The 26408-nt window shown below is 49.9% G+C and carries 18 protein-coding genes and 1 pseudogene; 5 read left to right on the top strand and 14 right to left on the bottom strand.

Going from position 1 to position 26408, the window contains the following annotated elements; all coding sequences use genetic code 11:
- Nucleotides 1–49: 49 nt before the first annotated feature.
- The 11 genes from AC2YIT_RS30765 to AC2YIT_RS30815 all read right to left on the bottom strand — a co-directional run bounded on the left by AC2YIT_RS30765 (nucleotide 50) and on the right by AC2YIT_RS30815 (nucleotide 16746).
- Nucleotides 50–880 (bottom strand): AraC family transcriptional regulator, encoded by an 831-nt coding sequence (locus AC2YIT_RS30765; RefSeq protein WP_487281737.1) that lies wholly within the window; start codon nucleotides 878–880, stop codon nucleotides 50–52.
- A 122-nt stretch (nucleotides 881–1002) separates the two neighbouring features.
- Complete coding sequence (locus AC2YIT_RS30770; RefSeq protein ID WP_430851680.1) at nucleotides 1003–2091, bottom strand: exo-alpha-sialidase; 1089 nt, start codon at nucleotides 2089–2091, stop codon at nucleotides 1003–1005.
- A gap of 427 nt (nucleotides 2092–2518) precedes the next feature.
- On the bottom strand, nucleotides 2519–3766 hold the full coding sequence (locus tag AC2YIT_RS30775) for a hypothetical protein (RefSeq protein WP_487281738.1): 1248 nt from the start codon (nucleotides 3764–3766) through the stop codon (nucleotides 2519–2521).
- Between the two features lie 338 nt (nucleotides 3767–4104).
- The gene (locus tag AC2YIT_RS30780; RefSeq protein WP_487281739.1) at nucleotides 4105–5337 is read right to left on the bottom strand and encodes a polysaccharide deacetylase family protein; all 1233 of its coding nucleotides are present in this window, start codon (nucleotides 5335–5337) and stop codon (nucleotides 4105–4107) included.
- Nucleotides 5338–5363: 26 nt separating this feature from the next.
- Nucleotides 5364–6668 carry a neutral/alkaline non-lysosomal ceramidase N-terminal domain-containing protein gene (locus tag AC2YIT_RS30785; protein WP_430851686.1) on the bottom strand — a complete coding sequence of 435 codons (1305 nt, stop codon included), beginning with the start codon at nucleotides 6666–6668 and terminating at the stop codon, nucleotides 5364–5366.
- Nucleotides 6669–6674: 6 nt separating this feature from the next.
- Entirely contained in the window at nucleotides 6675–9686 is a 3012-nt protein-coding gene (locus AC2YIT_RS30790) for a PVC-type heme-binding CxxCH protein (RefSeq protein WP_487281740.1), read from the bottom strand.
- A 72-nt stretch (nucleotides 9687–9758) separates the two neighbouring features.
- A complete protein-coding gene (locus AC2YIT_RS30795) occupies nucleotides 9759–10628 on the bottom strand; it encodes a RagB/SusD family nutrient uptake outer membrane protein (protein ID WP_487281741.1) in 870 nt (289 codons plus the stop codon).
- 156 nt (nucleotides 10629–10784) lie between these two features.
- A complete protein-coding gene (locus AC2YIT_RS30800; RefSeq protein ID WP_487281742.1) occupies nucleotides 10785–11405 on the bottom strand; it encodes a RagB/SusD family nutrient uptake outer membrane protein in 621 nt (206 codons plus the stop codon).
- A 13-nt stretch (nucleotides 11406–11418) separates the two neighbouring features.
- Complete coding sequence (locus tag AC2YIT_RS30805; protein ID WP_487281743.1) at nucleotides 11419–14763, bottom strand: TonB-dependent receptor; 3345 nt, start codon at nucleotides 14761–14763, stop codon at nucleotides 11419–11421.
- Between the two features lie 225 nt (nucleotides 14764–14988).
- The gene (locus tag AC2YIT_RS30810; RefSeq protein WP_487281744.1) at nucleotides 14989–16095 is read right to left on the bottom strand and encodes a FecR family protein; all 1107 of its coding nucleotides are present in this window, start codon (nucleotides 16093–16095) and stop codon (nucleotides 14989–14991) included.
- Between the two features lie 105 nt (nucleotides 16096–16200).
- Nucleotides 16201–16746: an RNA polymerase sigma factor gene (locus AC2YIT_RS30815; RefSeq protein WP_430851696.1), complete on the bottom strand. Its 546-nt coding sequence runs from the start codon at nucleotides 16744–16746 to the stop codon at nucleotides 16201–16203.
- A 1092-nt stretch (nucleotides 16747–17838) separates the two neighbouring features.
- On the opposite strand from AC2YIT_RS30815, the gene AC2YIT_RS30820 reads away from it, so the two are divergent.
- The 4 genes from AC2YIT_RS30820 (at nucleotide 17839) to AC2YIT_RS30835 (ending at nucleotide 21138) form a co-directional block, all read left to right on the top strand.
- Nucleotides 17839–18546 (top strand): hypothetical protein, encoded by a 708-nt coding sequence (locus tag AC2YIT_RS30820; RefSeq protein ID WP_487281745.1) that lies wholly within the window; start codon nucleotides 17839–17841, stop codon nucleotides 18544–18546.
- A gap of 3 nt (nucleotides 18547–18549) precedes the next feature.
- Entirely contained in the window at nucleotides 18550–19338 is a 789-nt protein-coding gene (locus tag AC2YIT_RS30825; protein ID WP_487281751.1) for a Fic family protein, read from the top strand.
- A 351-nt stretch (nucleotides 19339–19689) separates the two neighbouring features.
- Nucleotides 19690–20130, top strand: a complete 441-nt coding sequence (locus AC2YIT_RS30830; protein WP_487281746.1) for a hypothetical protein — start codon at nucleotides 19690–19692, stop codon at nucleotides 20128–20130.
- Nucleotides 20131–20685: 555 nt separating this feature from the next.
- The gene (locus AC2YIT_RS30835; RefSeq protein WP_430851704.1) at nucleotides 20686–21138 is read left to right on the top strand and encodes an SRPBCC family protein; all 453 of its coding nucleotides are present in this window, start codon (nucleotides 20686–20688) and stop codon (nucleotides 21136–21138) included.
- Between the two features lie 175 nt (nucleotides 21139–21313).
- On the opposite strand, the gene AC2YIT_RS30840 is transcribed toward AC2YIT_RS30835, so the two are convergent.
- From AC2YIT_RS30840 to AC2YIT_RS30850, 3 genes and pseudogenes are all read right to left on the bottom strand, one after another.
- Nucleotides 21314–22663: an ATP-binding protein gene (locus AC2YIT_RS30840; protein WP_487281747.1), complete on the bottom strand. Its 1350-nt coding sequence runs from the start codon at nucleotides 22661–22663 to the stop codon at nucleotides 21314–21316.
- Between the two features lie 3 nt (nucleotides 22664–22666).
- Nucleotides 22667–22885 (bottom strand): annotated as a pseudogene (locus AC2YIT_RS30845) (two-component regulator propeller domain-containing protein); the annotation flags it as partial.
- Between the two features lie 722 nt (nucleotides 22886–23607).
- On the bottom strand, nucleotides 23608–23757 hold the full coding sequence (locus tag AC2YIT_RS30850; RefSeq protein ID WP_487281748.1) for a transposase family protein: 150 nt from the start codon (nucleotides 23755–23757) through the stop codon (nucleotides 23608–23610).
- A 474-nt stretch (nucleotides 23758–24231) separates the two neighbouring features.
- Here AC2YIT_RS30850 and AC2YIT_RS30855 point away from each other — a divergent pair, with 474 nt between their 5' ends.
- Complete coding sequence (locus tag AC2YIT_RS30855; RefSeq protein ID WP_487281749.1) at nucleotides 24232–24846, top strand: hypothetical protein; 615 nt, start codon at nucleotides 24232–24234, stop codon at nucleotides 24844–24846.
- Nucleotides 24847–26408: the final 1562 nt, after the last annotated feature.

Below are 26408 nucleotides of genomic sequence, written 5' to 3' on the forward strand. Positions count from 1 at the left end.
GTAAAATTGAAGGGTTCCCGGTTGTTATCAGTGGTACAGAAACGACTTTTTACTTCTCACAAAGGCCCCAAAGTCGTTCGGGAGCCTGATTATCTAATTGGAAAAATGAACTGGGAGTAAGTCCGGTAAAGGCTTTGTAATCTCTTGCCAAATGCTGATAATCATAGTACCCACATTCAATTGCAACGCTTAACCAATCTTGCTCGGGATAGGCATTTTTCATCAGGAATGCCTTATCAAAGCGGGCTATCCTGGCTAACAGGGGGGCGGGGATGCCCATCCGTTCTTTGAACTTTCGCTCGAATTGCCGGGGAGATAAGCAGGACTGGCCGGCCAGCCAATCCATCGAAACTGGGGCGGTGCTGTGTATAAGAAATTGAGCTGCCCGGTCAATTCCGTGTGAATCCCTTTGGGACCGGCCGGCCAGCCTTGTAACGAAGTACTCAGCCCATTTGCACATTTCTGCGTATGAGGCGGCATTTTTTAACCGTTCGATTGTGGTCTGTATTTCTGGCGAGAAAACAGCTTCCGCGTCGACATAGCTGTTGGTCAGCTCGTTAGAAGGGATGCCCGATAGCCTTAATAGAACACCAGGCTGGAACTTGATATTAAGGTATAAAAACTCCCGTCCGACATATCGATTGATTGCGAAAGTATGCTGGCCATGAAGGAAAGCTACCGGCCGTCTGGTTTTGATGGTATCTCCGGGGTATTGGACATATTCCGGGTCACGGAGAAAAAATTCAATAGAGTCGCCGGTTTTCGGTGTATAGGCTTTCGCTGGAATAGGTTCATCAGCGGAGAATACAAGATGGACAATACCGATATTCTCAATATACTCACGAAGGGGAGGGCTGGGTAGGAAACCCTTCAGTATCATAGGCTTTCGCGGTTGTTCAGTCTACTAAATATCGCGGTAGGTGCACAGGAGCGCTCGGAAAAAATGAGCTGCTACGCTAAGTGTGTCAACAACGGATCCCAACTGTTGAAAAAGAATTAACGTTACCGGAAAGTTGTAAACACAATTTTATCGTCTTGTTCGTAGACACAAAATATTTTGTCTTCTATTGAACTAGCTGCGAGCTTCGGAAACTGCCCTTTTGCAAGCCGCCCCTCCTTTCCATCGGAACCTTTGTACATTATCTCGCCTTTTTGGTGCCATACAACCAGCGGACCGCGCCGTGTTTCAACTACCGTAGGGGTATTGCCGGTGCCAATTCTTACTTCTTGCTTACCGGGTTCCGCCTCGAACACCTCGGTTTGACGTCTCCAGACAGTGGTGACGTTTCCGCTTCCGTCGGCGGAAATATCGCCCCCATCCATCGGACAGCCATCAATCATGAAATCCGTTGATCCGAGTTTTTGTGCAGTACCGAAATGTTGCCCATAATCCTTTGACTGGACAATGTACATATTACGAGCGCCATCCAGTTTGTTTCGAAACATTACATGGAGCACATCCGCCTTATCGATAAACACGGAAGGTTTACAGCAGTCGCATATGCCTTTTTGCTCTCCCTTGTAAATGAGTTGATTTTTCCCCCAGGTCGCTCCGCCATCTTTGGAAATAGCCCCAAACAGGTTATTGTTGCCTAAGCGGGTATCTAACCATACGGTGTAGACCAGATTGCCGCTACCCGCACATATCTCCGATAGTGCTTCCTTTGCAGTTGAGTCTTTGTCGTTGATCTTTATCGGGGTAGACCAGCTCCCACGTCCGCCGGAGGACCTGAGGGCATATAAGCTACCATAATGATCACCAACTGTGACCGTGATGAAGTCTTTGGTGGTGGTAATTTGAGGCCCGCGTCCCATTCCCAAGCCCATTTGCGAGAAATTCCCCAGTAAAGATGGTGTGGAAAAGGATTTTCCGCTGTCTTTCGAAAATATATAGTAGAGCAACCGGTCGTTGCCGTTTTTTAAGCCATAAACAATGTGTATGGCGCCCTTTGAATCGACCGCGATTTGTGGTTGAGCACCGACGGCCAATTCTTTCTCGGATATTACCCCAGCGGAATGCCTCTTTTCCTTAATCGTCGCTAAGAGAAGCGGAAGCGTAAAGAGGACAATCAATAGCTTGCGTAAAAACATGATTTTTGAAACTTATCTTTTGATACTTTAAATCTTGGTAAGATGAAACGAGTGGCGATTTACCCGCAAGCGTAGGAAATACAGTATACCTCCCATCGGGCAAATTCGTTTTCCGAACAAACCTGGTCGTTGACCTGGATGTTATCTGTGTGGGTACTATCCATTTTTACCGGATTTTCAAGCGGCTCAAAACGCATTTAATCTATCCCGGAGTAACGGACCGGTCGAAGGAAATGTAAATAAAATTAAAACTTTGAAAAGGAAAATGTATAGTCGTGCCGGTTCTGAGTTGTTGAAAAGGAAGTTACTGTTAAATTCGGAGTGACCACCAAAAGTGGGAATGAACTAATCTGTACCGAAATGATCTGGTCAGTCCGAATTTAAATCGGGTGGTCACAGGCGATATAATTCCTAATAAAAGGGCTAGTCATTGCGCACTCAACAAAGAAATATCCTTACTTATAGCAGCGGCATTAACCAACGATCCGTTATCATTCCCCATTAACCATCCCTGCAGCTGAATAAACGCAGCGAGAGCGGTGCCAATTTTTATATGACCACGTGCATTTATGTGGTCGTCGATGGTAAAATAGTATCGTCTGTCCAGTAACGGATGGACATTGACAAAGTAGACATTTTCTATCGGATGAAGGGTATTATAGAACTGAAATTCGTTTACGATCGGGAAATTGTAAACCCCTAGGTCGAAAACCAGAATGGGGCCTTTGTAACGGGTTCTAATGCGGTATAGATATGGAAAAAACGCCTCTGCATGTTCTGATTTTTGAACTTTGCTACCAGCCGCATGAACGGATGCCATTGAGGGCGCTGGTGTTTTTTTCAATAACTCGGCAATTGCCCAGCGAAGACTTATAAAGATGCCTTTGAAAGGAAAATAGGTATTGTTGATAGTGTTTTGTCTTTCTGCCACATCGAAGCCGAATGATTCTATACTTGGTTTTTGATCTCTGGCTAGGTTTGCCAGGTTTTCTTCCAGATCATTATTACAGTATTGGATAATGAGCAGTTTACATGAGCTTAGATCCAATTCGTTCAGGAGTTTAGTTTCCCGATAAGTGCCATACGAGGTGATAGAAGTATTCAACACCGTTGTGTTGAGCTTTTTCTCTATTACCTCCGAGAAGCGTTGGTGATGTTCTACGCCCCATCCCATTCCATGTGAATCGCCAAGGACTATAATAGCGGGATTACGCAGACTGCCTTCGTCATCACGTACCCCCAGCGAGTTAGTTTTAATTTCTACGTCAAATTCCGGGTTCATAAATCTGCCTGTGACGTTGCGGCGGAAGCGGTAAGTTAACAAGGAGTCATATTGGGAAAGTCTGGAATTGAAGTTCGTTGTGTTTTTAAAACCATTCATGTATTGCAGACGCATCCAATTAAGATAATTTATGGGCAGTGGCGTATGTCTCTGATAGACGGCCATATACCAAACACTCGCTACCAATGCTATTTCAATAAAGGCAAATACACCAAATACGAAAGCTGTTCGCTTCCATTTTCCCTTAGTAAAAGACCAAATCGTGATAAGTAGCCCAACCGGAAACAGTAGAAAGTAGAGTGGAAAGATACTTGAATGTCTTACAAAAAAGTCTTGACGGAATAGTGCTACGCACATCAGCAAAATGCCGGATAGAAAAGCGATGAAGTTCATTATTTGTGATTTTGGAGGGATGGAAACGTTGGTTCATTAATATAAAAACAGAAATATGATTCATATTTAATAAATGACATTTCGTAGAGAAAAATGAACATCACTTCCGACATATCTCCTATCAAGGTGCCTAAATAGGCTTTGGGCGACATGAGTAGGATAAATGCCGATTCTGTAAAATATATCCAATTATAAATTATAATCTTTATATATTATACAAATCGAGTCATGATTCTCCTCTAATTTACCCCTCCAGTGAAAAAAGAATGCTTCATGAAGCCCATAAGTCATTGATTTACGGGCTCCTGTTGCTAGACTTTTGTCAGTGCCTCCACTAATTATTTGCCTGTTAGCAGGGTGATTGCCCGCAGATCCAGCAATGCCCCGTCCCTGAACGCTTTCTCCGGCCGGAACCGGATCTTCTGCCTTCCGGCGGAGAGGCGAATTTTGCCAATGGGCCTGCTTTTGAATTCTTCCCAGCCTCCGCTTTTCTCCACCCTGCCGGTTAATGAGCCTGCCGATGTTTCCAGAACGAATGCTTTGCCGGCCTCCTTGTCGTCCACCGACCATTCCAGGGTTGCCTCGTATAGCCCGGCCTTTGGTACATCGACTTCCCATTCGACCATGTCGGTCGAGGTGAACCAGCCGAACGCTTTCCATTGCGGCATATACTGGATTTTAGGGCCGATCCCTTTGCCGTTTTCGGAGGTGAGGTGCAGAGTCCCCTCGGCACCGGCAGAGACCAGTTCGGGGATGTTGATGGTGTCCCTTACGGATTTCACATAATTGGCAACTTCGCTGACCGGCGCTATCCATATCCCGTTGGCCGGGTCTTTGGCATAGGCACAAAGCCTACGCAGCATGGCCATGCGTGTTGTCTGCGGGCCGGAATCTGCCATCTCATGACCGGCCAGGACAAGCCACTGACCAGATTTACGGGCGGCTTCGATGAGTGGTAGCACCTGCTCAAAGTCTTTTCCGTCGGTTTCCATGCCTGTTAGTTGGGCAAAGTCGCAGTAGGAGGGATCCACGGGAGCCTCGTCTAGCCACCCGCGGCCGGTGACGAACATTTCCGATATCAGCGGGACGAAACTCTGCGTCCCGCGCCCGCGGCCTACGAAGGTATGCCCGCAGGGGTAGGCATAAGAGACAGGCGTGACCCCGAGCAACTCGCGAATCTGTCGGTTGGTTTCGGAAAGTTCGGCGCGCATCTTATCAGGCGTGTAGGTTTCCAACGCCTTTTCCCGCGACCAGACGAAGTTCCCGCTGCAAGGGTGATGCAGCGAATGGTTACCCATTTCATGTCCGGCGGCCACCGCTTTTTTCCATGCAGCCAGCTGCTTTTTGGCGGCGTCCGGCACCAGATAGAACGTGGCTTTGACCCCATACTCGTCGAGCAGCGGCGCGCCGACGGTTGCCTGGCTGGCGCGTGCGTCGTCGAAAGTAAGGCTGATGGCCATTTTCTTGCCTTCGGGCCATTTGAAGCTTTGTGAAGCTGTGGGTTGTGCGGTAATGGCTCCCAACGCCAGGCACGGGAGTGCACATTGAAGGATCAGTTTTCCAGGTCTCATAAAGGTGAAAGGTTAGGTCAAATCGGTTACTTGTTCGCGCGCATCGGGCCTTGCAGATGGTTGATGACGGCTTCAGTGAGATTTTTGGCCGCGCCGGGAGCATAGGGTGATACGGTGGTTTCATAACCTCCATGCCGGATTTCCTCTTCCGCCAGCAGATACCCCAGCCATCCGTTGGTATACCCGAAATAGAAAGTATAGGGGAAAGGCGACCGGCTGCGGACCTCGTTCGATATCTCGCAGAACAATTCGAGCGGTGCGCTCCAGATGGCGATCTCGTCATTGATTTTCAGGAAACGGACGGGCAGCTTGACAAGGTTTTCACCCGTTTTGGTGGTACGGGTGTACTTGCCCAGGTCAGCCGGCCAGCCGAGCTCTTTTTTTCGAGGGGTTTCGACTGTAATGCCGCCATATTGCAGGGTGACGTCCGAAGTGCCCGGGGCGATGGTTTTGTTGGCCTCAATGATTTTTTCCCCGAGCATGGCTTTGAACTGGTTCAGCCGGCCTGCTTGCGGATTGGGATAAACGCTATAAATAGGGGCGATATTGCCGGCTGCTCCGTTGATGAACAGCAGCGGCGCTCCGGTTTTCTGTTCGACATATTCGGACACGACGCCCGGTGCGTCGCCGCTGATTTCCAGATTTTGCCCGCTCATGACGGTGCCGTGTATGGCATAATTGGCAATGAGAGCCAGCAAGGTTCCGTCTGCTTTTTCCAGTCGCAGCATGCCGATCGCCCGGTCTACGGGGCCGTCGGGGTTCATACCGAGGCTGGTTTTGCCATCGACCTCGCGGGCACGGCGGTTAATATTCGCGTTCGAATGTCCCCAACCGGCTGCGAGCCTGGCCGGCGCGAGTTTGCGCCGTGCTTCGGCAATGCCGTCGACGATCCGTTGCTCTACCATGTCGGTGTAGGGCACGTCGAAATCGTGTTTGTAGCGTTCGCCCAGGAAGATCGCGGGCAAGCCGGCGGGCCCTACTTCCGGGGCCGAATGCGTGTGCGTGGCCGACCACCAGACCTGCATCGGTTCGATTTTGAACTCCTTTTGAAGCCTGGCCGCCAGCTTATCGTATTGGGAAGGCGAAACCAAACAGATGTCCGTCGAAATGATGAAAAACTGTCTTTGCCCATCGTCCATCGCCACGATCCGGTGGTATATCTTATCGTGAACGCCGGTCGATTTTCGCGCCTGGTATCCCAGCAACATCTGAGGAGTATCGGGGGTAATATCGATTTTGACAACAGATGCTCTGAAGTTCTGCGCCGCGAGGCTTCCCCTGATCGCAAACAAAAGGAATAGGACGATGGTTATCCGGTTGTATTTTTTCATCGCTGGTTATTTTGCGTTTTTAATGAAGGCCAGTAAGTCGGCCATTTGCTGCTGATCGATCGACGCTTCCAGGCCCACCGGCATGCTCGACATGCCGAGGGTTTTCAGGGATTTGATGTCCTTGCGTGCGATCACTTTTTTCTGCCCGCCGTAGTTGGAGAGCGTCAGTGCCGAGGGTGTTTCGCTTGCTATCAACCCCTGTGCCGACTCGCCGGAGCTGAGTTCGATCTGCCAGAGGTCGTAGCCGTCGGCGATGGAAAAATTGGGATCGAGAATGTCGCCCATAATGGATTCGGGGCGCCGGTTACGGATGGTGCCGAGGTCGGGCCCGAATGCCACGCCGCCTGCACCGCCGATCTGATGGCATACCGAACAGTTCCGTTCGAATACGGCTTTGCCGGCTTGCGGATTCCCAGGCAATGCCAGCGCACCCTTGTACGCCTGTTTAATGGTCTCGCGCTGGCCTTCTTTTTGCGTCAGGAGCTGCCGGGCCCGGTGGCGGAGCGCCTCATTATGCTGGGCCATCAACCCGACGCTGCGGGGCCAACCAATGCTTGCCTGGTCGATCTTGCCTTGTTCGAGGCCATCGAGGAGTAAGGTAATGCGTTTTTCACCAGCCATAAAGAAGCCGATGGCTGATTCTCGGACGTCGGGCGTGAGCGATGGCCATTTTTCCAGCAAAACCAGGCAAACCGTCTCGTCGGGTATGGCGCTGAGCGTTTTCAATGCGGCCATTTGCACCGGTTGCGGCTCGCTTGGAGCCACCAGTTTTTTCAGCATGGCGGCATGCTCTGAAGGATTCTTGAATGCAAGAAACTGGATGGCTTCCACCCGTTTCTCCGGCGTAGCCTGTTTGTTGGAAGCGGTACGCAAAGCGGCTTTCATGGCTGAGTCGGTTTCAGGGCCCGCGGGCAGCCCGGTTTTTCGCAGCAGCTGCATACTGGCCTGCCTTACCTCCGCTTTCGGATTTCTGAATGATGCCTGGAGTAACAGCGTTCTTTCGGTTGCGAGCGCAGAGAGGTCGGTCTTCTTCCCGATACTTTCGGCTAGTCCACGAAGCACCGGCGCCTGCCATCCCTGGGTTTGGGCGGGGCTTAATGCCTTCCTGATCACCGAACGGATAGCTGCTGCGTCGCCATGCACGCCGGTAAGGGTACTCAGTCGCTGCACGAGCGAGGCATATGCGTCGTCACGGGCATTATAGCGTTTTAAGGTTTCTGTAAACAGGACATCATTTCCATAACCCGAAGTCAGGGCCGCTACCTGGACCCAGGGGTCGTGCAAATCTTTAAAAAGAATACCCTCCCGCGCTTTCAATGCTTCTTGCGATTGGATTTCACCCAACGTGAGCAATGCCTGAAAACGGACTTTTGCATTCGGATGGCTCGCCAGCGCCGTCAATGCGGGTTTCAGTTCAGGGAATTGCGCGAGGTGCAGCTCTGCGATCTTTAGGGCATTCTCCACAACGCCGGGTTGCGGATCTTTCAGGGTGACTATCAAGTCGGCGGCATTCAGGGCGCCAAGGCCTTCCAATGTCCATAATGCATGGAGCCGTCCCTTGGCATCGCTGCCCGCCAGCATGGCCCGGAGCGGAGGGATGGCGGCTTGATTGCGGCGGTCGAGCAGGAGGCGTTGCGCATTGCGGCGCCACCAGATGTTTTTGTCGGCCAGTTTCCCGACCAGACCGGCGTCGGTGAGGGCATTCAGTCCGACCTTTTCGGACCAGCCGGCCTGGGGTGTTCCTTTGGGGGATATCCTGTAAATACGGCCCATGTCGCGACCATTGTAGAGTGCACCCGATTTCACGACATCGTCCGCCATCCATTCGGGGTGCTCGATGATCTGACGGTAGTAATCAACAACATATAATGCACCATCAGGGCCAATGTACATATTCACCGGCCTGAACCAGGAGTCCGTAGAAGCCAGGAATTCTTTCTTGTCATGCACACGGCTCCCTGTGAAGCTGGCACCCTTATCACGGATAATGTCGGCATGGACAAGGTTGCTTACTGGCTCGGCTACGAACGTAACGCTGTCGTACGGTGCGGGAAAGGACCCGCCCTGGTAGCTGGTGATCCCGCAGGCAGAGGTAAAGACGCCTACGTCGGTCAGTAGTTGGTGCAGCGGGTTTTTCGTGATGGGAAACACTTCCGAGGAGTGATCGGATATAGTTTGGGTAACCTGCGACACGAGCAGATCGGGGTTACGGAGCAGGTAGCGGTTGGCGATCACCTCATGATACCCCGGGTTGGCATTACTGACGAGCAGGTAGCGACCCCATTGATCGAACGTGTGACCGAACTGCGTGTAGCTGCTCAATACTTCCAGCCCCCTCGTATCTGGACGGAAGCGTACGCCGCGCCCGAGGCCGTTTTGGGGCAGGCGGGGACTGTCCGCTATTTTGGGGTAGAAAATTTCCCCGCCGCGGTCGCCAAATTCCTCCTGGAAGGTTTTGGTGGTGACGGCGGGTTCATGGCCGAGATAGATCCAGTTGTCGATGCCCAGGATAGGGTTGTTAAAGTTGTGCTGCGGATTGGACATCGCGAAACCGGTCAGAAGCGTGTCGCGGGTGTCGGCCCGATCGTCGCCATCCTTATCTTCCAGGTAAAGTACATTAGGCGGGTCGGTAACGAGCACGCCCTTTTTCCAGCGCATAATGCCCGTCGGCAGTACAAGATTTTCTGCGAAAATGATGGATTTGTCCATTTTGCCATCGCCATCGCTATCGCGCAGGACGCGTACTTTGCCGGTACCGCTTTTGTCGAGCGGATAACCGTGCATTTCAACGACATACATCAAACCGTTTTCGTCGATCTCCATAGCAACGGGGTCAGAGATCATCGGTTCGCTGGCCACCATTTCAATCTGAAATCCTTCGGGGACCTCGAAGGTGGCAAGGGCATCTTCCGGTTTCACCTCGTGCGGATAGTCGCTGATGCGGTCGTTGGCGGCAACGAACACCCCGCAGCAAATCGCCAGGCCGGCCGCAATGCGTATCGTGTTGGTACTTTTCATGGGTAAATACTCGGTTGTTTTCGGCTCAGACGCCCAGCCGGTGGGCCGGGGCGTCCGAGTGGTTCAGGAATGTCAGTAATTTGGATTCTGGGTCAGTTTGGTATTCTGGTTCATGGCCGATTGCGGAATCGGGAAAAGGTAATTTTTTTCAGGATAGAAAGTGCGTGAACCGTCGGGTGCGGCGATGACTGTGTATACCCATTTGCCGCCCACCTGGTCGATGCGCATGCCATGCAGCGTACCGTTCAGGTTTTTCTCCGCGGTTTTGAGCCTGATCAGGTCGTACCATCGCTTTTCCTCGAATGCGAGTTCCACCCTTCTTTCGCGCTGGATCACCACCCGCATTTGTGCCTGCGTAAGTCCTGTTTTCAGCGCGGGCAGCCCCGACCGGGCCCTCACCTGGTTGATCGCATCGTAAACCGCCCCGTCGGGGCCGGATGCTTCGTTTTTCGCTTCGGCGTAGCTGAGCAGTACTTCAGCATAACGGAAAATAATGAAGGCGGCGCTGCTGAGCATGTGGTTGCCGTTCACGGCATACTTCGGGTCCAATCCTTTCCGGAGATAATACCCGGTATTGGTCGCTTCATTGGTATTACTCAAATCGGTCGCATTGCGGCTACCCATGCCCTGCTTCATGACCATTTCACTGCCGAGCCAGGTCGATCCGTCGAACACAATCGATTGGTAGAACCGTTTTTCGCGGTTTGCATATGGATTTTGCGGATCATAGCCCGATTGCGGATCAGAGATTGGCAGTCCATTGGCCATAGCATATTCGTCCACCAATTCCTGGGTAGGATCCACGCCCCCGTAAGCGCGCTGCACACCGCCTACGATCCATGGCCCCTGCAAGCCTTCGCGGCCGGCGCCCAAAGCGGTGCCACCCAGGTATTGTTTGGCAAAAATCACCTCCACATTGTTGTTATTACCTTCGTAGAACATCGTTTCATAGTCAGGGAAAAGGCTGTGGGACCCCAGGTCTATTACTTGTTTGTTGGTTGCAGCGGCCAGTTCCCACCGGCTTTTTTCGTTCGACGGGTTTTTCAGCGGGCTGGCATAAAACAGCTCGCACCAGCCTTTTAGCGTAAGTGCCGCCGCTCATGATATCCTCCCGGCCTCGGCTTTGAGCGGAAGATCCGCGGCGATGGCGGCGCATTCGGCTACGATGAATTGGTAGGTCTCTTCGTCGGTATTTCGTGCCCTGAAAATCTCATCGCCCTGGGTATTCTGATTGAGCGTGTTGGTGATAATGGGGACACCGCCATGGTAGGTCCAGAGCAGATGGTAGTAGTAAGCACGCAGAAAACGTGCTTCCGCCAGTCGTACCTTTTTCCAGCTGTCGGGGAGGTTGGAGGCTGTCACCTTTTCAATGAAGAGGTTGGCACGCCGGATATTGGCATATTGCGACCAGTTATGAGGCGTGTTACTGGCGGTATACACCGAATTTGCATATAAAACCCTGCTGGGCTGGCCGTTGACGCCATTCATCGCATTATCGGTGAAATTCTCCATCGGGTCGAATGTGTTGAAAGGGCCGGGAAGGCCGGAGTAGACATTGTTCAGGAACAAGTCGGCTGTTTTGGTGTCGGTCCACACGCCGTCGTCGGAAATCTGGTCGGTAGGCGTGACATCGAGAAACTTGCTGCAGGCAAAGCAGCATCCCGTCAAAATCATAGTCAGCAAGTGCCGTGTCAGGGTAGAAGTGATTTTTAGTTTCATAGCGGGAAAGGTGTTAGAATGTAACATTGACGCCGATGGCAACTACTTTTTGTTGCGGGTAGTTGCGGCCGTTGACCTCGCTGACCTCAGGATCGAAGTTGCGCATTTTGGTCCACGTCAGGATATTCTGCCCCGATATGTAAATGCGTGCGTCTTTCATACGGATCTTTTCACAAACGGGCTGCGGCATCCGGAATGCGAGCGTCGCACTTTTCAGGCGCAGGTAGGAGGCATTGCCCATCCAGAACGACGATCGCTGGGTGTTGTTGGTTGTCGGCGCGGCAGTGATCCTCGGGTTACGTGCATGGGGATTTTCAGGAGTCCAGTAATCGAGGTTGTCTTGCAGCGCGCCCATTCCGTTGAAGAATGCCCACGCGGCATCGTTCTGGTAATAGAAGTTCGTTTTGGCTGCGCCCTGCAGGAGCAGGTCCAGGGTAAACGATTTGTACTGGGCACTGGGTGAAATGCCGTAAATGATCCTGGGGGTGGCCACAGCGTCGCCTATGCGTGTCAGATCGTCGTCATTGATCTTGCCGTCCTGATTCATATCCTGATAACGGATGTCTCCTGGCTGCACCTTGCCCCAGGGCTGAGTGGCGATGCCGGGTTTCAGCTTGCCGCTTTCGTCAAAATCATCCAATTGAAAGAAACCAAGTGACTTAAACCCGAACTGTGTACCTAGCGGCTTGCCGGTCAGGCGACGATTGGGGTTGTCGTAGGTAGCCGATGCTTCGAACACCTGCAACAGCGAATTGACCGCGTAGGTGAAACTGCCCGACAGCGAAAAGCGGAGGTCTTTGGAAATACGCCGGGAGGAGCCAACCGAAAGATCGATCCCCTTATTCTGCATAACTCCCGCATTGACCTGGCTGAGCCCGATGCCGTATTCAGCGGGAACGATCACATCGGGATTGACCAGCATATTGGAGCGTTTCTCATAAAAGAAATCAGCCTCTACATTTAAAAGCCCGCGCCAGAGGCTAGCTTCGATCCCCACGTCCGTTTTCTTGGCTCTTTCCCAGGTAATGTTGGGATTGGGTTCGTTGCGCTCCCGCACGGCCTGAACCGCTGATCCGCCCAGCACATAGGCAGGTCCGGCGACGCTGTAAGTGCTCATGTACTGAAAAGCGCTACCAGCCAGGGCTCCCACCTCACCGTAGGAGCCACGGAGTTTCAGGTTGTCGATCCAGTTGAAATTGTTTTTGATAAAATTCTCTTCGGAGAGCCGCCACCCGAGCGAGAATGCAGGAAAAAAGCCGAAACGGTTTTCTGGTGCGAAATAGTAGCTGCCGTCGTAGCGCCCGCTGGCCTCGATGAGGTATTTGTCGGCATAGTCGTACGTCGCCCGGTAAACAAGCCCCACCTGCCGGCCCTGACTTGAAGAGCCGCTCGTGGTCATATCAGCTTGGCTTGAGCTACCCATGTTGACCTCGTCGATGTTCAGGTTATAGTTACGCCGGCTGGCACCGAGCAGGGAATTAGAGTTCGATTTAGCCTCGAAAACCCCCAGCAGACTGATCCCGTTTTTACCGAACGTTTTCTGATAGTTCAGGCTGGCCTGGTAGGTGAGCTGCTGGCTGAGGTTGTAGACCTGGTTGAGAGACGACTGGGTTTGGCCGAAAATGCCGTCGGTGATGACATAAGGCTTCGTGGCCGTATTGATGGTGGCCAGGTGGACGGGCGTTGTCCAGGTTTTGTCCATCACCTGGGTCGGGTCATAGGCAATGGTACCCTTCGCTTTCAGTCCGGGTAGGAATGGTAACTCTTGTTCCACTGAAAGTTGCGAGAAAAGGCTGCCGGTGTTCACGCGCTGATATCCGCTGTTGTAAATGCTGCCAGTTACGTAAGTGCCGTTCATGCCGTTGCTGAAAAGCAGGGGGCCATTAGCCGGGTGTGCGTACCCGATCAGCTCGAAAATCCTTGAAGTGCTGATGGAGGGGTAGGTTGATTTCTGAATGCGGCCGTTGACACTGAAAAAGAGTTTCGTTGTCTTCGTTGCCTGCGCTTCCAGGTTAATGGCCAGATTGAAACGACGGTTGTTGGTCGATGGCCACATGCCCGCCTGCGCTTGGTAACCCAGCGCTGTATAGTATCGGATCCGTTCCGCCCCACCGGAGACTTCAATATTATGGGTGGTCAGAACGGCATTCCGGTTGACCAACTCGTCGACGACGTTTTGGGCCGGGTAGGCGTCGTTGTCGGAATGGTCGCGGAATTTTTGCAGCGCCTCGTCGGAATAGGGCAGAGGCAGTCCCGCATATCGGGCGGCGGCGTTTTTGAGGGTGGCAAAATCGTAGCCGTAAAGATATTTGGGCATTGAGGTAGGGTTCTGGAAGCCAACGTATCCGTTATACGTCAATGACGGAGCCCCGGTTTTTCCGCTCTTGGTAGTAACCAGCACCACACCGTTCGCACCAGCCACTCCATACGGCGCTACCGCAGCCGCGTCTTTCAGTACGGTAAAGCTTTCGATCGTGTTAGGATCGAGCTGCTGAAAACTGCGTGGGATACCGTCGACGATCAGCAGCGGCTGGTTTCCGCCGGTAGAGGATACGCCCCGGATGTAAATGTTGGAGCCGTCGCGTCCCGGTTCACCCGAACCTTGCTTGACGATGACACCTGAAACGCGGCCTGCCAGCCCGTTGCTGAGGTTGGTAATAGGTGCTGCCGCAATGTCTTCGCCTTTCATTGTGGAAATAGCAGCGGTGACGGAGGTTTTCTTTTGGGTACCATAGCCGATCACCACCACTTCGCCCAGCGCCTTGGAGTCTGTTTTGAGCGAAATGGCCAGACTGGTTTCCGTACCCACCGTAATCTCTTGGTTTTGATAGCCTACGAAACTGAATATCAGTGTGCTTGGGTCGTTTTGCAGTGTCAGGGCGAAAGCGCCCGACTCGTTGGTGATGGTGCCCTGGCTCGTGCCTTTGATCATGATGCTAACCCCCGGAAGCCGGGAGCCTTTTTCGTCGGTGACGGTCCCTTCAATACGGCGGTCTAGCGGTACGTCGGACTTCTCGGTTCGCTCATGGGTGGGTTTGGGAACCTGGTTAAGGATGATCTGACGGCCTGATACGTCGTAACCGATGGACAGCGGCTCGAACAATTGTTTGAGCACCAGCGCCAGCGCCGCGTTCTCCACCGAGATGGAAACGGGGCGGCTGGCCTGTATCACATGAGGGCTGTAAGAGAAGCGTACGTCGGTCGCCTCCTCGATTTCTTTCAGCACCGACTTTATTTTTTTGTCTTTCGCATGGAGCGTCAGCCGGCGGCTCAGCAGCTCCTGGGCAGACAGATCATTCGCCCAGCTGACACCGAGAAAGGCACATGACAGAAATATCTGAACCAACGATATTTTCATACATTGGAATAATAAAACTCTGGATTGTTTCATACTTTTGGACGTTTTTGTTCGTGTTGGTCAAAAATTCGGGCAAAAGCTTCCCGCCGGTCCAGCAGACCGTTCATCGGGACAACCGGCCAACGATGGAGCAAGCATCGTTGGCTTTTTTAGCAATGAGATTAAGTATTCTATTGAAGCATAGGCAGGGTTAGGGTTAGGGTTAGGGTTAGGGTGTAAATGGGTTTAGTTGACTTTGCATCCGCCGGAGTTGATAATAATCTGCGCTTCCACGATCTCGTAATCCGCGTCAATAGATCGGCAGATGATATCCAGTTTCTCCTGAAGGGTTTCACGGGCCAGATCGGCCGTAAGAGCGCAATGTTCGAGCATTTCCCTGCTGTATACGATATCGACCCCATAAGCCCTGGCGATATCGTCAAGGACTTTTGCCGCCGGCTGCTCGTCGTAAATGAAGCTTGCTTCGCCTGAGTCTATTATCGATGGGTTGCTCACCAGCGCTTTGTTGAACTGACCGGTCTGCCGTATGAACACCACCTGCTGGTTGGGAACAAGCAATACGCCCGAATGGGTGGAGGCGGTCGTATTGCTGGTTTTTTCTTTGCGTTCGTATACCGACACCTGTCCGCTGACGACGCTGACCGTCACCTCGCGATCGTGCTCGAATGCGCTTACTTCGAACTTCGTGCCGAGCACTTTGGTTACTACCTCCCCGGAATATACGAGAAACGGTTTGCCGGGATTTCGCGTAACGTCGAACACGGCCCGACCCGAGAGCCAGGTAGGGCGGCTGTGGGTTCCGTAGTCTTTCGGAAAGCTGATCCGGCTGCCGGGAGAGAGCGTTACCTTACTGCTATCGGACAGTATGAATGTTTGCGGGGTCCCGCTATCATTGACCCGCTCAATCATCACTCCGGATATCCTGGCGAGCTGCTCTGCATACGGGCTCCGGCTTCCGCGGGATTTTCCCAGGAACCAGAAACTGCCGGCGGCCAATGCGATTACAATGGATGCAGCGGCCACTATTCGGGCGAAAGGGATTGTTCTCGTGCGTCCCGCCTGGCTGTTGATGCGGTTCGTAGCCTGAATGCGGGCGAGCAGTTCGGCTTCGACTTCTTCGGACACGTAGGTGCGGGCATAGTCGCTCAGGCCGAGCGTGACGGCTTCGAGGAGGCGACGGGCCTCCTGCCATTCCGGTTCCTTGGCCGGATGCGCTGTGAGCCAGTCGCTCCAGAATTGTTCCGAATCAGCATCTGGTTTGGAATAATGTGACAAAAACCGCTCATCAATAGCAAAGTCGACGGTCCCGAAGGCGGAGTAATCTGGATTCACAGGTTTTTGGCGATTGTTTGTCAGTAGATAACAATGTCTTGCGAATCATACTCGGAGGAAAACGAAAATTTTTTTGTTTTTAAAAAAGGCAATATTAAATACGGTCTATTGGAGCCAGCCGCGCAATTTTTCCAGTGCCCGGAACACGAGATTCTGCGCCGACTGCCGGTTGACGGAGAGCATTTCACCGATTTCGCCATAGTCGAGATTTTCTACGAAGCGGAGGCGGATGGCCTCTTGCTGGCGGTGTGGCAGCAGGTCTATGAGCTTGCCTATACGTTCGGTACGGTTTCTGGATTCTTCATTCAAAATCAGGAGGTCTTCGGCGGACGGCTCCGGCCAGAGCTCGTCAAACTCCTGCTGAGAGAAGCCCATGTAGGCTTTTTCTTTCCGGCTGAGCAAGTGTAGCATTCTGGTTTTAAGTGCTTTTAAAAGATAATGCCGCACGTTCTCCGGAACCGAAAGCCGGGCCCGGCGAATCCAGATTTCTGTAAAGACGTCGTGAATGCAGTCGAGAACGAAGGCCTCCGAAACAGATACCAGGCTCAGTCCGTAGCGGTACATAGCCCGCAGATGCTGACGGTACAGACCGGTGTACGCGTCTTCATCTCCTTCCTGAAAAGCCCTCCAAAGTTCCTGTTCGCTGTTCATGTTATGGTGCAGTATCCGGTAATACGGGCTGATGCTGCGGATTGACTATGCGGGTGGTCATAGTTTACCGTCAGCTCGGGGCGAAATGTCGCAATTTATCGGCACTTTGCGGGTTGAAACCAGGGAATTAATTTTAGTTTATAGTCACGAACAATTTTAATTTTTATTATGATTTCGACTTTACGGCTTTCCTAGCCGATAATAGATGGGCTTTGCCGATCCTGCATCATCTTTCCGCAGCGTCCGACTGCTGTTTGGCAGTATCTTCCGCGACCTGCCCGGAGACAATATTGCCTCTACGATATTCATGATTACGTCGGTCTGCTCGCGGCCGCAATCTTTGCACAGCTGCCTAAAATTCCGGAAATTCAGTCAGATAGCCATCTTGTTGGAATGGGCTGTAGCGATTAGGATATCGGTGCAATTGAGATAAATGGCCGGAAACTCGTCAAAGGTGAAGCTGCGTTTAAGCTTCCCTTTCTGGTTTAACTACCTTGACTAAGTCTTTAAGTGCATTTACCGCCTAAATCCTCTGTAAATAAATTATGCGATCGACTTAAATATGCTACTAGTGAAGAAGATGTAAACGATGCATACACTAAAGCGCTGGGCCTCACTGGATATTCAAAAAACCTTATCGACATCCAAGCGAGAAAGATTTGCTTCAAAGCGCAGCACAATCCAGCTATGAAATGTTCACCCAATTAATGCGCCATGTTCAAGATGCATTGAATCATCATACGTGTATGGCTTAGTCATCGGTTTTCGGGACTTTACCTTCGTACGCCGATGTCGAATGCGCGGCCAGGGAGGGTCAATCAGTTTTCATATTTATTCTTTGATGAGACAAATGTAGGTCTTTTGTGCAGACAGTTTGTAATTAAGGGGAGGTCAAAGCGGGGCTCTTTTCAGACGTCCTGCCTAATCGGTGGTTTAGCTATTTTACAGCAGAAAGCTACTTACTTAATACAATTACCCGCCCGTCAAATCATTTTACCGCAAGCTGGAATCTATGGATTTATTGTTTTTACAGCATGAATAAGGAAATTTATTAAATTTACCATGACGAGAAACGATTTTACAGCATAGTATATGGCTATTAAAGCGGCCGGAGCATTGTGGCTTCGGGATTATTTTAATCTCCGGGAGCATCAGATCACCCACAAGTCATATATCGGAAGCCGTGATCGTATAGAATTGGCTGCTAATGGCGATGTCATCCAGACCTTTGGCTCCAAATACGCCCCCGAAGCAGATTCGCCAATGACGCATCTTGAATTTGCCCTTAAGTACGACGATCTGAGCCTGGACTTTTACCGTGCTGTATTCGAGAAAATTGACGCCAGTCAGTTAGTTGCCTTCATCCATTCCCGACCATCAGGGAAATATACCCGAAAGATCGGCTTTTTATACGAATGGCTGACGAATAGGGAAGTGGAGCGATCTTTGCCGGTTTCAGGGAATTATGTCGACCTTCTCGAAGAGGAAAAATACATAACAGGGAAGGTCATAAAAAATGCAAGATGGCGGATCAATGACAACCTGTTGGGCGACCGGAATTTTTGCCCGATAATCAGGAAAACAACAGCGTTGCAACAAGCGCTGAACCTGGACCTGACAGCTGAGATCGAACGGCTGAAAGCAGAGTATTCCGCGAAAATATTTCACCGTGCAGCGCAATACCTGTACCGAAAGGAGACGAAATCTTCCTACGAAATAGAGCGGGAAAGTCCACCATCGGATAGAATGGACCGCTTTATCGCCCTGCTAAGCAAGGTAGGGACAGTCCCGGCAGATTAAACCCTGAGCGAAGCGTATTTGACAGTTTTGCAAAATGCGATAGTGGATGAGCGCTTTGCAGTCCAAAAGTACCGGGATTTTCAGAATTACATTGGGCAGACGACTTTACAGTACGGCGAGATCTACCATTATATCTGCCCGCCACCTGATCTGGTAACGTCGATGATGTCCGGTCTGAAGGAAACCGAGAGGAAATCGGAAGGGAACCATGCGATTCTCAGGGCAGCGATGATCGCTTTTGGGTTTGTATTTATTCATCCATTCGAAGATGGAAACGGCAGGCTCCACCGCTTTCTGATTCATGATATACTGGCAAGGGACGGTGTTGTCCAGAAAGGATTGATCATACCCGTATCTGCCCGCATGATCCATCGGATACAAGACTACGATGCTGCGCTCGAGACTTATTCGAGGCCTTTAATGAAAAGGGTGCGCTATAAGTCTTCGTCAGACGGAGAAGTCAGTATCACCAACACACCCGAGGTAGAAGCATACTTCCGGTATCCGGATCTCACTTATCAATGTATCTATTTGTCAAAGGTAATCAGCGAAGCAATTTCTTTGGATATGTCTGATGAGCTCAGCTTCCTTCAGAAATATGATGAGTTAAAAGCAACGATTCAAAACAGGATCGATATGCCTGATAGGGACCTGGATCAACTTATTATTTTTTTGTATCAGAACAAGGGAGTGTTTCCCAACCGGCGAAAAAGCAACTTCCCAAAACTGTATGAGGAAGAATTCTCCCTGATCCAGCAGATCTACAAAGAGATTTTTCAGCAACAAAGCTAGTTAGGGAGGATGGGCTCTTCTACTGGACACGCTTTGGGATTCGGTGGCAGATGACTATCGTTAGAATACTGTGCCTAACCGTTCCAATACGCTTTGGTCAGGCCACCGGGCGCTCGTATATCCCATTGGGTTCCCGCTTCGTTTATCTTATCGGTTATCCTGGGATGCCTATTCCCGGGAAATTGTCGGCTGGCACCTAGACAGAACCACGCAGGAGCAGGGATCGGTGCAGGCTTTGGACACGGCCCTTTTCCAGGACGAACCCCTCGCAACCACTGATCTATTCTCATCGCTCCGGCGACCCGGTCCGATCGCGGCGTGCAGCGCTGTTCCTGGAAATACGCCAACCGCTTGAGAAATGAAAACGTGGCCATCAGAATGGCTGAAAGCGGCGATCCAACGGGGGCGCCCGGTGACGAAAACGCGATGGTCGAACGTATGTTGCGAACTCTAAAAGAGGATTTTAGGCTAGGAGTTTTTCTTTCTTTTTCAGCGGCAAGCACTTCCGTCGAACGAGCCATTCATGCCTGCAATAACCTTCGCCGCACGCCTCAATTGGCTATCTCATTCCCAACCAGGCGCATCGATGATCAGTCCACTCTCCTCGCGACTTCGCTCTGCCGAAGGTGGCTTAGGCTGTTGCTCTTCTTTCATGTAACTGCTGATGCGTTTTTCCAGCAGCCCGTTGGTCAGACAGTGGCGCGTGCTACTCCCGCGATACATATTGGTAAAGAAAATCAGTTTAACCTCATTCAATGCATTTTTCTTTCTGAACGAGGCTTGAAGCCATAAAACCGGTTGATGACATAAATTCCCCCACCAATGACAAGCTAATCGAAAGGATACGCATACCCAATTTTCCATCAGAGAGAGTTAGGTAATTTTAACCTTCCCATGACATGCTCAGCCAGATCTGGTGGACGGGTATAATTCCTGCGTTTTGTGTGGAAACTCCGGGGAATCCTACCTCGGAACCAGCGGCGTCTGTCGGCAGATGTACGTGGCACCGTATTTTTCACATTGGGCGGCGTTTGATGAGTAGAGGCTTATAGCTCCCTAAGCAGCCGTCAAAATTTCGACAAGTTGGTAATCATCATTCTTCAATACCAAATTTGACAGGGTTCTCAAAGCCGCAACCGTTACTACTACTGCTGTTGCCTGTCTCTGCTTACAAGTGGTGTGCCGTAAACAACCCCCGCAATTGTCGCAAACTCCCTCCCTCAGGCCTATACTTTATTGTCATCTTTGTGCTGTTGTAATTATCGTAAAAGCTCAGTGGAGCAGTACCACTTTAAAAAACGGGAGTCACCGAAAAGCCAGAAGAGTAGGACCTTAAAACACGATCATATGTCAACAAACAGCGTTTCTTTGCACAGGGTTATCAAGGCATCCCCTGAAAAAATCTACAAGGCATTTACACAGGACCTGGCCTTGGCTTCATGGCTTCCGCCATACGGCTTTCTTTGCACTGTTCATGAATTGAATGCAGAGCCCGGTGGTTCGTTCAGGATGTCCTTTCATAATTTTTCTACCGGCAACAGCCATTCATTCGGTGGCAAATACCTTGAAGTCAAACCGAACGAACTGCTCAGGTATACAGATAAATTCGATGACCCGAACCTGCCGGGTGAAATGGTTACATCCGTTTGGCTAACGAAAACTTTGGTTGGTACAGAGCTCAAAATCTTGCAGGAAGGAATCCCGGCCGCAATACCAGCCGAAATGTGTTACCTGGGCTGGCAGGAGTCCCTGGAAAAACTTACGAAGCTGGTTGAGCCCAACATACCAGACGCTGGCTGAGCACCAACCATAATGCTATTGCCTGGCAATGGATTTTGTCTAATTGATTCTTATTATTGAAGGGCCGCTGCCACTGTGACCGCGGCCCCTTCAATAATAAGAATCAGTAGTGTGTTCTGGTACCTATGCGGTATTCGCAGGTGCGACTGAAAGAAAACTGCCATAGCTTAAGGTTTCAGGATACGCCTTTGTTAAGACGGACTGTAAAGGCGGAACCGCCCGGACGGGTGTTAGTAGCCGGAGTGCTTTGAACAGTTAAGGTGCCGCCGTGCTGCTTGACAATCTTTTTTGAAAGGGCCAGGCCTATGCCGAACCCGCTGTTTTTGCTTCCGAGCTCGTTTACCTGGAAGAAATTGACAAACAGGTTTTTGAGATTCTCGGGCGCGATCCCTTTCCCGTTGTCTTTGACCCGGATGTCAACAAAACCTTCTCCGGAAACTGCAGAAAGTTCAATTTTGCCTCCACGCGGGGTGAATTTAAAAGCATTGACAAGCAGGTTAAAGATTACTTTCTCCAATTGGTCGGGATCAAAAGGTGCCAAGATTTTCTCCTGGTTCGCCATAAATTCAAATGTTATTTCATTGGCTTGGGAAGGCTGGGTGAAAGAGCCAAAAATGTCCGGGAGGAAGGATACCAGCTCGTTTTCTTTCACCTGAGGGAAAAGAGCACTAACCTCCGCTTTTCTAAAATCCAGGAGCTCATTTACAAGCCGCAAAAGTCTTTCACCATTGGATTTTACGGAGGTAAGGCCAGAGCGTGTTTTTGACTCATCGTAGTTTTTAGAAAGGATCATCTCGACAGGCCCCAATATTAACATGATGTGGGTCCTGACTTCGTGTGCGATGTTTGAGAAAAAGTCGAGTTTTGCCTGATACAATGCATGCTCATATCGTAGCATGGTACGCAGCCAGAAGAAGCGTACAATAAAAAAAATGAAAGCAGTCAACAGGAGGGTATAAAGTGTGTAAGCCCACCACGTTCTGTACCAGGGTGGAAGTACCGTGATTTTAACCAACTGTTTTTCTTTTTCCGATGGATTTGCGTCAAAGCCGGTCCGGACCCGGAAGAAATAAGACCCGTCAGGCAAATTGGAGTAGCGCGCTGATTTGATAGTTGATCGGGCGCTCCAGCTCTTATCAAACCCTTCAAGAAGATAGGAATACATTACCTGCCTGGGCATGATGAACTCCGGTGTTACAAAGTCGATAGTCAGGTCCGCTTGGTCATTGGGAATGCTTATTTCCCGGATATCGTCCCCATCTCTGCCGGTGATCAAATCGGGGAAGGCCTCTATGGGTTTCCCGCGGATGAGAATGTGGGTGAGTTGCGGCGAAAGCTTTCGTTGACGGGTAGCAAGTTGGAAGGGATTGAACAAATAGAATCCTTCATTTCCTCCAAAGGCCATATCCCTGGTCCTGAGCCTGAGGGCCGCATTCCGGCTGAACTTGGGGAACGGCGTTCCATCGTATTCTGAAAGTATCTTGATTTTTTTGGTCGCAGGGTCCAGCCTGGAAATACCGTTCATCGTAGAAATCCAGATTTTTCCATCGGGGCCGGGTATAAGGCCCACGATATTGTTATCACAAAGCCCGTGAGCCCTGGTATAGCGAATAGAGCGTCTCTTTTTATTGCCTACTAATAGAAGTCCACCCGATGTCCCGATCCAAAGTTGCCCGAGGGAATCGCGATAGATCGCGTTAGACTGGGCGCCAATCCGGTTAAAGCTGAATGCAACGAATTGAATTATTTCGCTTCATTTGATCAACAACGCCACGAATTACTCCAATTCGGTGTCTTGATATTTGGCAACACTATTTTCTGTTGAAAAGAGGAGGAGACATTTGACCTTTCAAAATAGTGTTGGATCAGCTTGCAACAAATATGTAAAATCTCCAGGTAAATGAAACTAGGTTTATTACTGTTATCTCGGTAGTTATCTATCACTGGTTCGCGTTGCAAAATAGCTTGAATATCGCCGAAAATGGACCGATCGGGTAACTATATATATTTTTTTTATTATTAGCGGCTTTCTAATATCCGTATAATATTAACAACAGAACACTGATCAATATTTTCTCTCATTTCAAGTTGCCGTGGTCCCATAAAAAGCTTAAAAATTCTTGAAACATGAGGTATTATTTTTCTATTTAAAATAGATACCAAATAAAAGAAATATCTACTATCCCTCCACAACAATTCATGAATAAGGTGACGGAATTTATAAAAAGCCTAAAAATACGGTCACAGCTGCTGCTGTTTATTGGTGCGATATTTCTCGGATTTGTGCTATCATGGTTCTTAGACGGCAGAGAGGCATGGATATCATTTACAATCGTGCTTATTCTGCTGCTCTTAATAGTAAGAGTCATGTTATTCATCACCGATGAGTACGAAGAGGACTAAGATTGAACTGAAAAACGCCCAGGGCCGCGACACAGCGAGGCGTCGGGCATAAGGCTTAAAACCAGATTACATGATCTGGGTAAACACTTTTCGAGGGCAGCTGGCCAAAAAGCAGAAAAATTTACGAAGGCGTACCAAGAGCTTAACCTGTTTACCATTCATCGATAAATCGGCCAACTTGCGGTGATAGAAACTATGTGTGCGACTGGTTGACATCTGACAAACCGGGTAGGTTCCTACTGTACTGGTCTCCAACAATCCGATAGACACAGTTTCCTGAGTGACTTCTTGGCTACGAACTATGATCCATACCCGCTCAACCCGAAAACTTACGAATTCACCTAAAGTGACGCTGAACCCCTTTGATCAGGAACACTGGCGTACTTTCGCAGAAATATCTAAGTACTATTGCAATTGTTTTCACATAGCCTGATTGTAATGCTAAAATAGAGGATTTCATGGCTGAATCTCAGTACGGCTCGGTTTGCGTGAAAAAGTCTCCACAGATTTGCTGGCAAGTGATTTCGTGATTGCCAAGTAGAGAAAAAGCGGCAAGTCGAACCTGCTTTAAATACTTCGGATAGAGCTGTCAGGCTGTTTGTGGGAAAGAAAGCGGTGACTGGCATGTTTATTTTTGGCAGCTGCTACGTTTCAGGGCCCGGTTCGGAGTCCCTTAAAATATCCCGAGAGATGGATGAAAAGAACTACACGGGGGCCATTCCCGGACAACAGAAAGGAGATATGATCACAGCCGAAAGCACCTGCACATTCGTCGAGCAGAAAGAAGCGATCGGCTTTTTCAATTTGGCTAAATCACGATTGCTGCACGTAAACGGCTGGCAGGAGCGGGCTGGTAAGGCGCTGGCCAGATTTACGCTTACCGACGCGGACGGGCAACCAGTATCGGGCGCGGCGCGGGAGGGGTTGCTGATTTGTATTGATATACCCGGTCCCGGAGGCGAGGAAGCCGGCGGGTACGATTGGGTAAAAATAGAAGAAATTAAAGAGGCGGATTGCGGGGATGTTCAGAGTGTAGCCCTCCGCGTGAGGCCCGTGGCGGCCCCGCATTCGAGCGATGCGGAGCCGACCCACTTTTACGCCCAGACTTCCACCAGTACTTTCACCGTTACGCGCGAACACGCTCGTGTAACCGTGGCCGTGTATGACCGCAACATTGAGCCTAATACAGAAACCGACTCGATGATCGACAAAGTCCGCAATACAATTGTCGGATTTTTCGCTGAAAAAGCGTTTTCCAAGCTGCAATGGCAATCGCTCACCGACGGACTTATGAAATTGAGCTAAAATTCCGGCCATTCATCGTCCGCAGGAGAGGGCAGAGACCATACATTATGGTATAAAATTCCGCCTCTGCCTGTGTTGTGCCGCGTCTTTTTAACTTCTGATCTCTTTTCGCATGAATTGCCCGTGTCGTGGCATCACTTAACTCCCTGAGCCAACATCAACCAACACAGACGGATACAGCCTGCAAGGACCACGAGAATGCCCCAACGGATTGTGAAAGTGGCAATATGTAATCCAAAAAGGACAGCCCAGGTAGTCGTGTAGTAATAGAGATATTCAGCGCGCCCAATGCGCCCGTCAAAGGAGAATGGTTTTTTGAACATGGTCTGATAAAAGGGTTTATATTAGCACAATGTAACTAAGTGTAGCGAAAAGCAATGGCTATTTATCGAGGTAGTCTGTTGGGCGCCTGCGTTGCTGATTTCACTCATGTGTCCCCGGGTTTCCGGCATTTGTTACCGGTTTAAAAATCGGTTTAGTTTAAGCCCCTAACGGGTATTAAGCTTAAACCCCTAAACGAGTTCGATCGCACTTTTTCCATTTACGATGGCAACATCAAGCGTCAGCTTTGAAATATCGATTCCAACAAAAAAATGCGGCATCATATGTAACCCTTGATATATTTTTTAGAAGGTCCAGTATTACAAGATACAATCCGGACTATCAGATCAGCGAACAAGAAGTTCATTTAATCTCTACGGGGGGCTTCGGCCTGTTGGAATTAGCTGAAATGGTTTTCGAAGAACGAATGAGTGCAATTCGAATTTAGCGGGAGAGGTGATTACATGACTTTTTAAGTTGCTCAGATTGCTGAAAAGAGTCACTAAAAGATGCGATCAGTGCAAACGAAAGTTACAAAGCAAAAAATGACGGTTGCAAGCCTGCACTTCGTCATCCGGCTTTTTAGCTGATCCACGATGAGGCTAATACAATGTCATGATCATCGACGAGCCTTCAATTTTGGTATTTCTCACAGATTTGCTTCATACCGGCTATTCCTCTTGTTTTGTTTACTGACATAAAACCCGTTTCCAAGCTTAGCGACGAAATACTCTTTTTGCTTGTTCCCCCTTCGGGGACGACCGTTCGGCTAATTGTACCCAATAAATAGATGGAAGCTTTCGTCGATGAATTTATAATCATTTGTCGAACAAATACATTAACTCGTCTAAAATTCTCGGTCTGCAATAGCCTGGCATATTGCATTCGGATCGGGAATTACTACAATTGTTAAGTTTTCAACCGTTTGGATCAGTTCAAAATACACGTCTTCATAAGTAAAAAAAGTGCCTGAATTTGAAGGAATTCGACATTTCTAAGACTTTTAATACAATTAATTAAAGAAAATATTAGAAATACTTGTTTTGTCCTCAAATAAAAAAGTAATTTGTAACCGAATACAACCTCTATCATACCACATCCTTCCTTAATGAGAATTTCTCTACTTCCTATTGTGATAGTGCCTTGTGCACTGCCGATTAATAATTATGGGTGCCAGCGCGCAGGCGTAAATTATTTGCCGGTTATCAGATACAATTCAAAAGGGGCATTTATAGCCTGCG

The organism is Dyadobacter sp. SRI_021 (assembly GCF_057586235.1).

Coding starts and splice junctions, on each gene's coding strand:
- AC2YIT_RS30765 (WP_487281737.1), bottom strand. CDS start 880: ATGATACTGAAGGGTTTCCTACCCAGCCCTCCCCTTCGTGAGTATATT.
- AC2YIT_RS30770 (WP_430851680.1), bottom strand. CDS start 2,091: ATGTTTTTACGCAAGCTATTGATTGTCCTCTTTACGCTTCCGCTTCTC.
- AC2YIT_RS30775 (WP_487281738.1), bottom strand. CDS start 3,766: ATGAACTTCATCGCTTTTCTATCCGGCATTTTGCTGATGTGCGTAGCA.
- AC2YIT_RS30780 (WP_487281739.1), bottom strand. CDS start 5,337: ATGAGACCTGGAAAACTGATCCTTCAATGTGCACTCCCGTGCCTGGCG.
- AC2YIT_RS30785 (WP_430851686.1), bottom strand. CDS start 6,668: ATGAAAAAATACAACCGGATAACCATCGTCCTATTCCTTTTGTTTGCG.
- AC2YIT_RS30790 (WP_487281740.1), bottom strand. CDS start 9,686: ATGAAAAGTACCAACACGATACGCATTGCGGCCGGCCTGGCGATTTGC.
- AC2YIT_RS30795 (WP_487281741.1), bottom strand. CDS start 10,628: ATGTTCTACGAAGGTAATAACAACAATGTGGAGGTGATTTTTGCCAAA.
- AC2YIT_RS30800 (WP_487281742.1), bottom strand. CDS start 11,405: ATGAAACTAAAAATCACTTCTACCCTGACACGGCACTTGCTGACTATG.
- AC2YIT_RS30805 (WP_487281743.1), bottom strand. CDS start 14,763: ATGAAAATATCGTTGGTTCAGATATTTCTGTCATGTGCCTTTCTCGGT.
- AC2YIT_RS30815 (WP_430851696.1), bottom strand. CDS start 16,746: ATGAACAGCGAACAGGAACTTTGGAGGGCTTTTCAGGAAGGAGATGAA.
- AC2YIT_RS30820 (WP_487281745.1), top strand. CDS start 17,839: ATGGCTATTAAAGCGGCCGGAGCATTGTGGCTTCGGGATTATTTTAAT.
- AC2YIT_RS30835 (WP_430851704.1), top strand. CDS start 20,686: ATGTCAACAAACAGCGTTTCTTTGCACAGGGTTATCAAGGCATCCCCT.
- AC2YIT_RS30840 (WP_487281747.1), bottom strand. CDS start 22,663: ATGAACGGTATTTCCAGGCTGGACCCTGCGACCAAAAAAATCAAGATA.
- AC2YIT_RS30850 (WP_487281748.1), bottom strand. CDS start 23,757: ATGTCAACCAGTCGCACACATAGTTTCTATCACCGCAAGTTGGCCGAT.
- AC2YIT_RS30855 (WP_487281749.1), top strand. CDS start 24,232: ATGGATGAAAAGAACTACACGGGGGCCATTCCCGGACAACAGAAAGGA.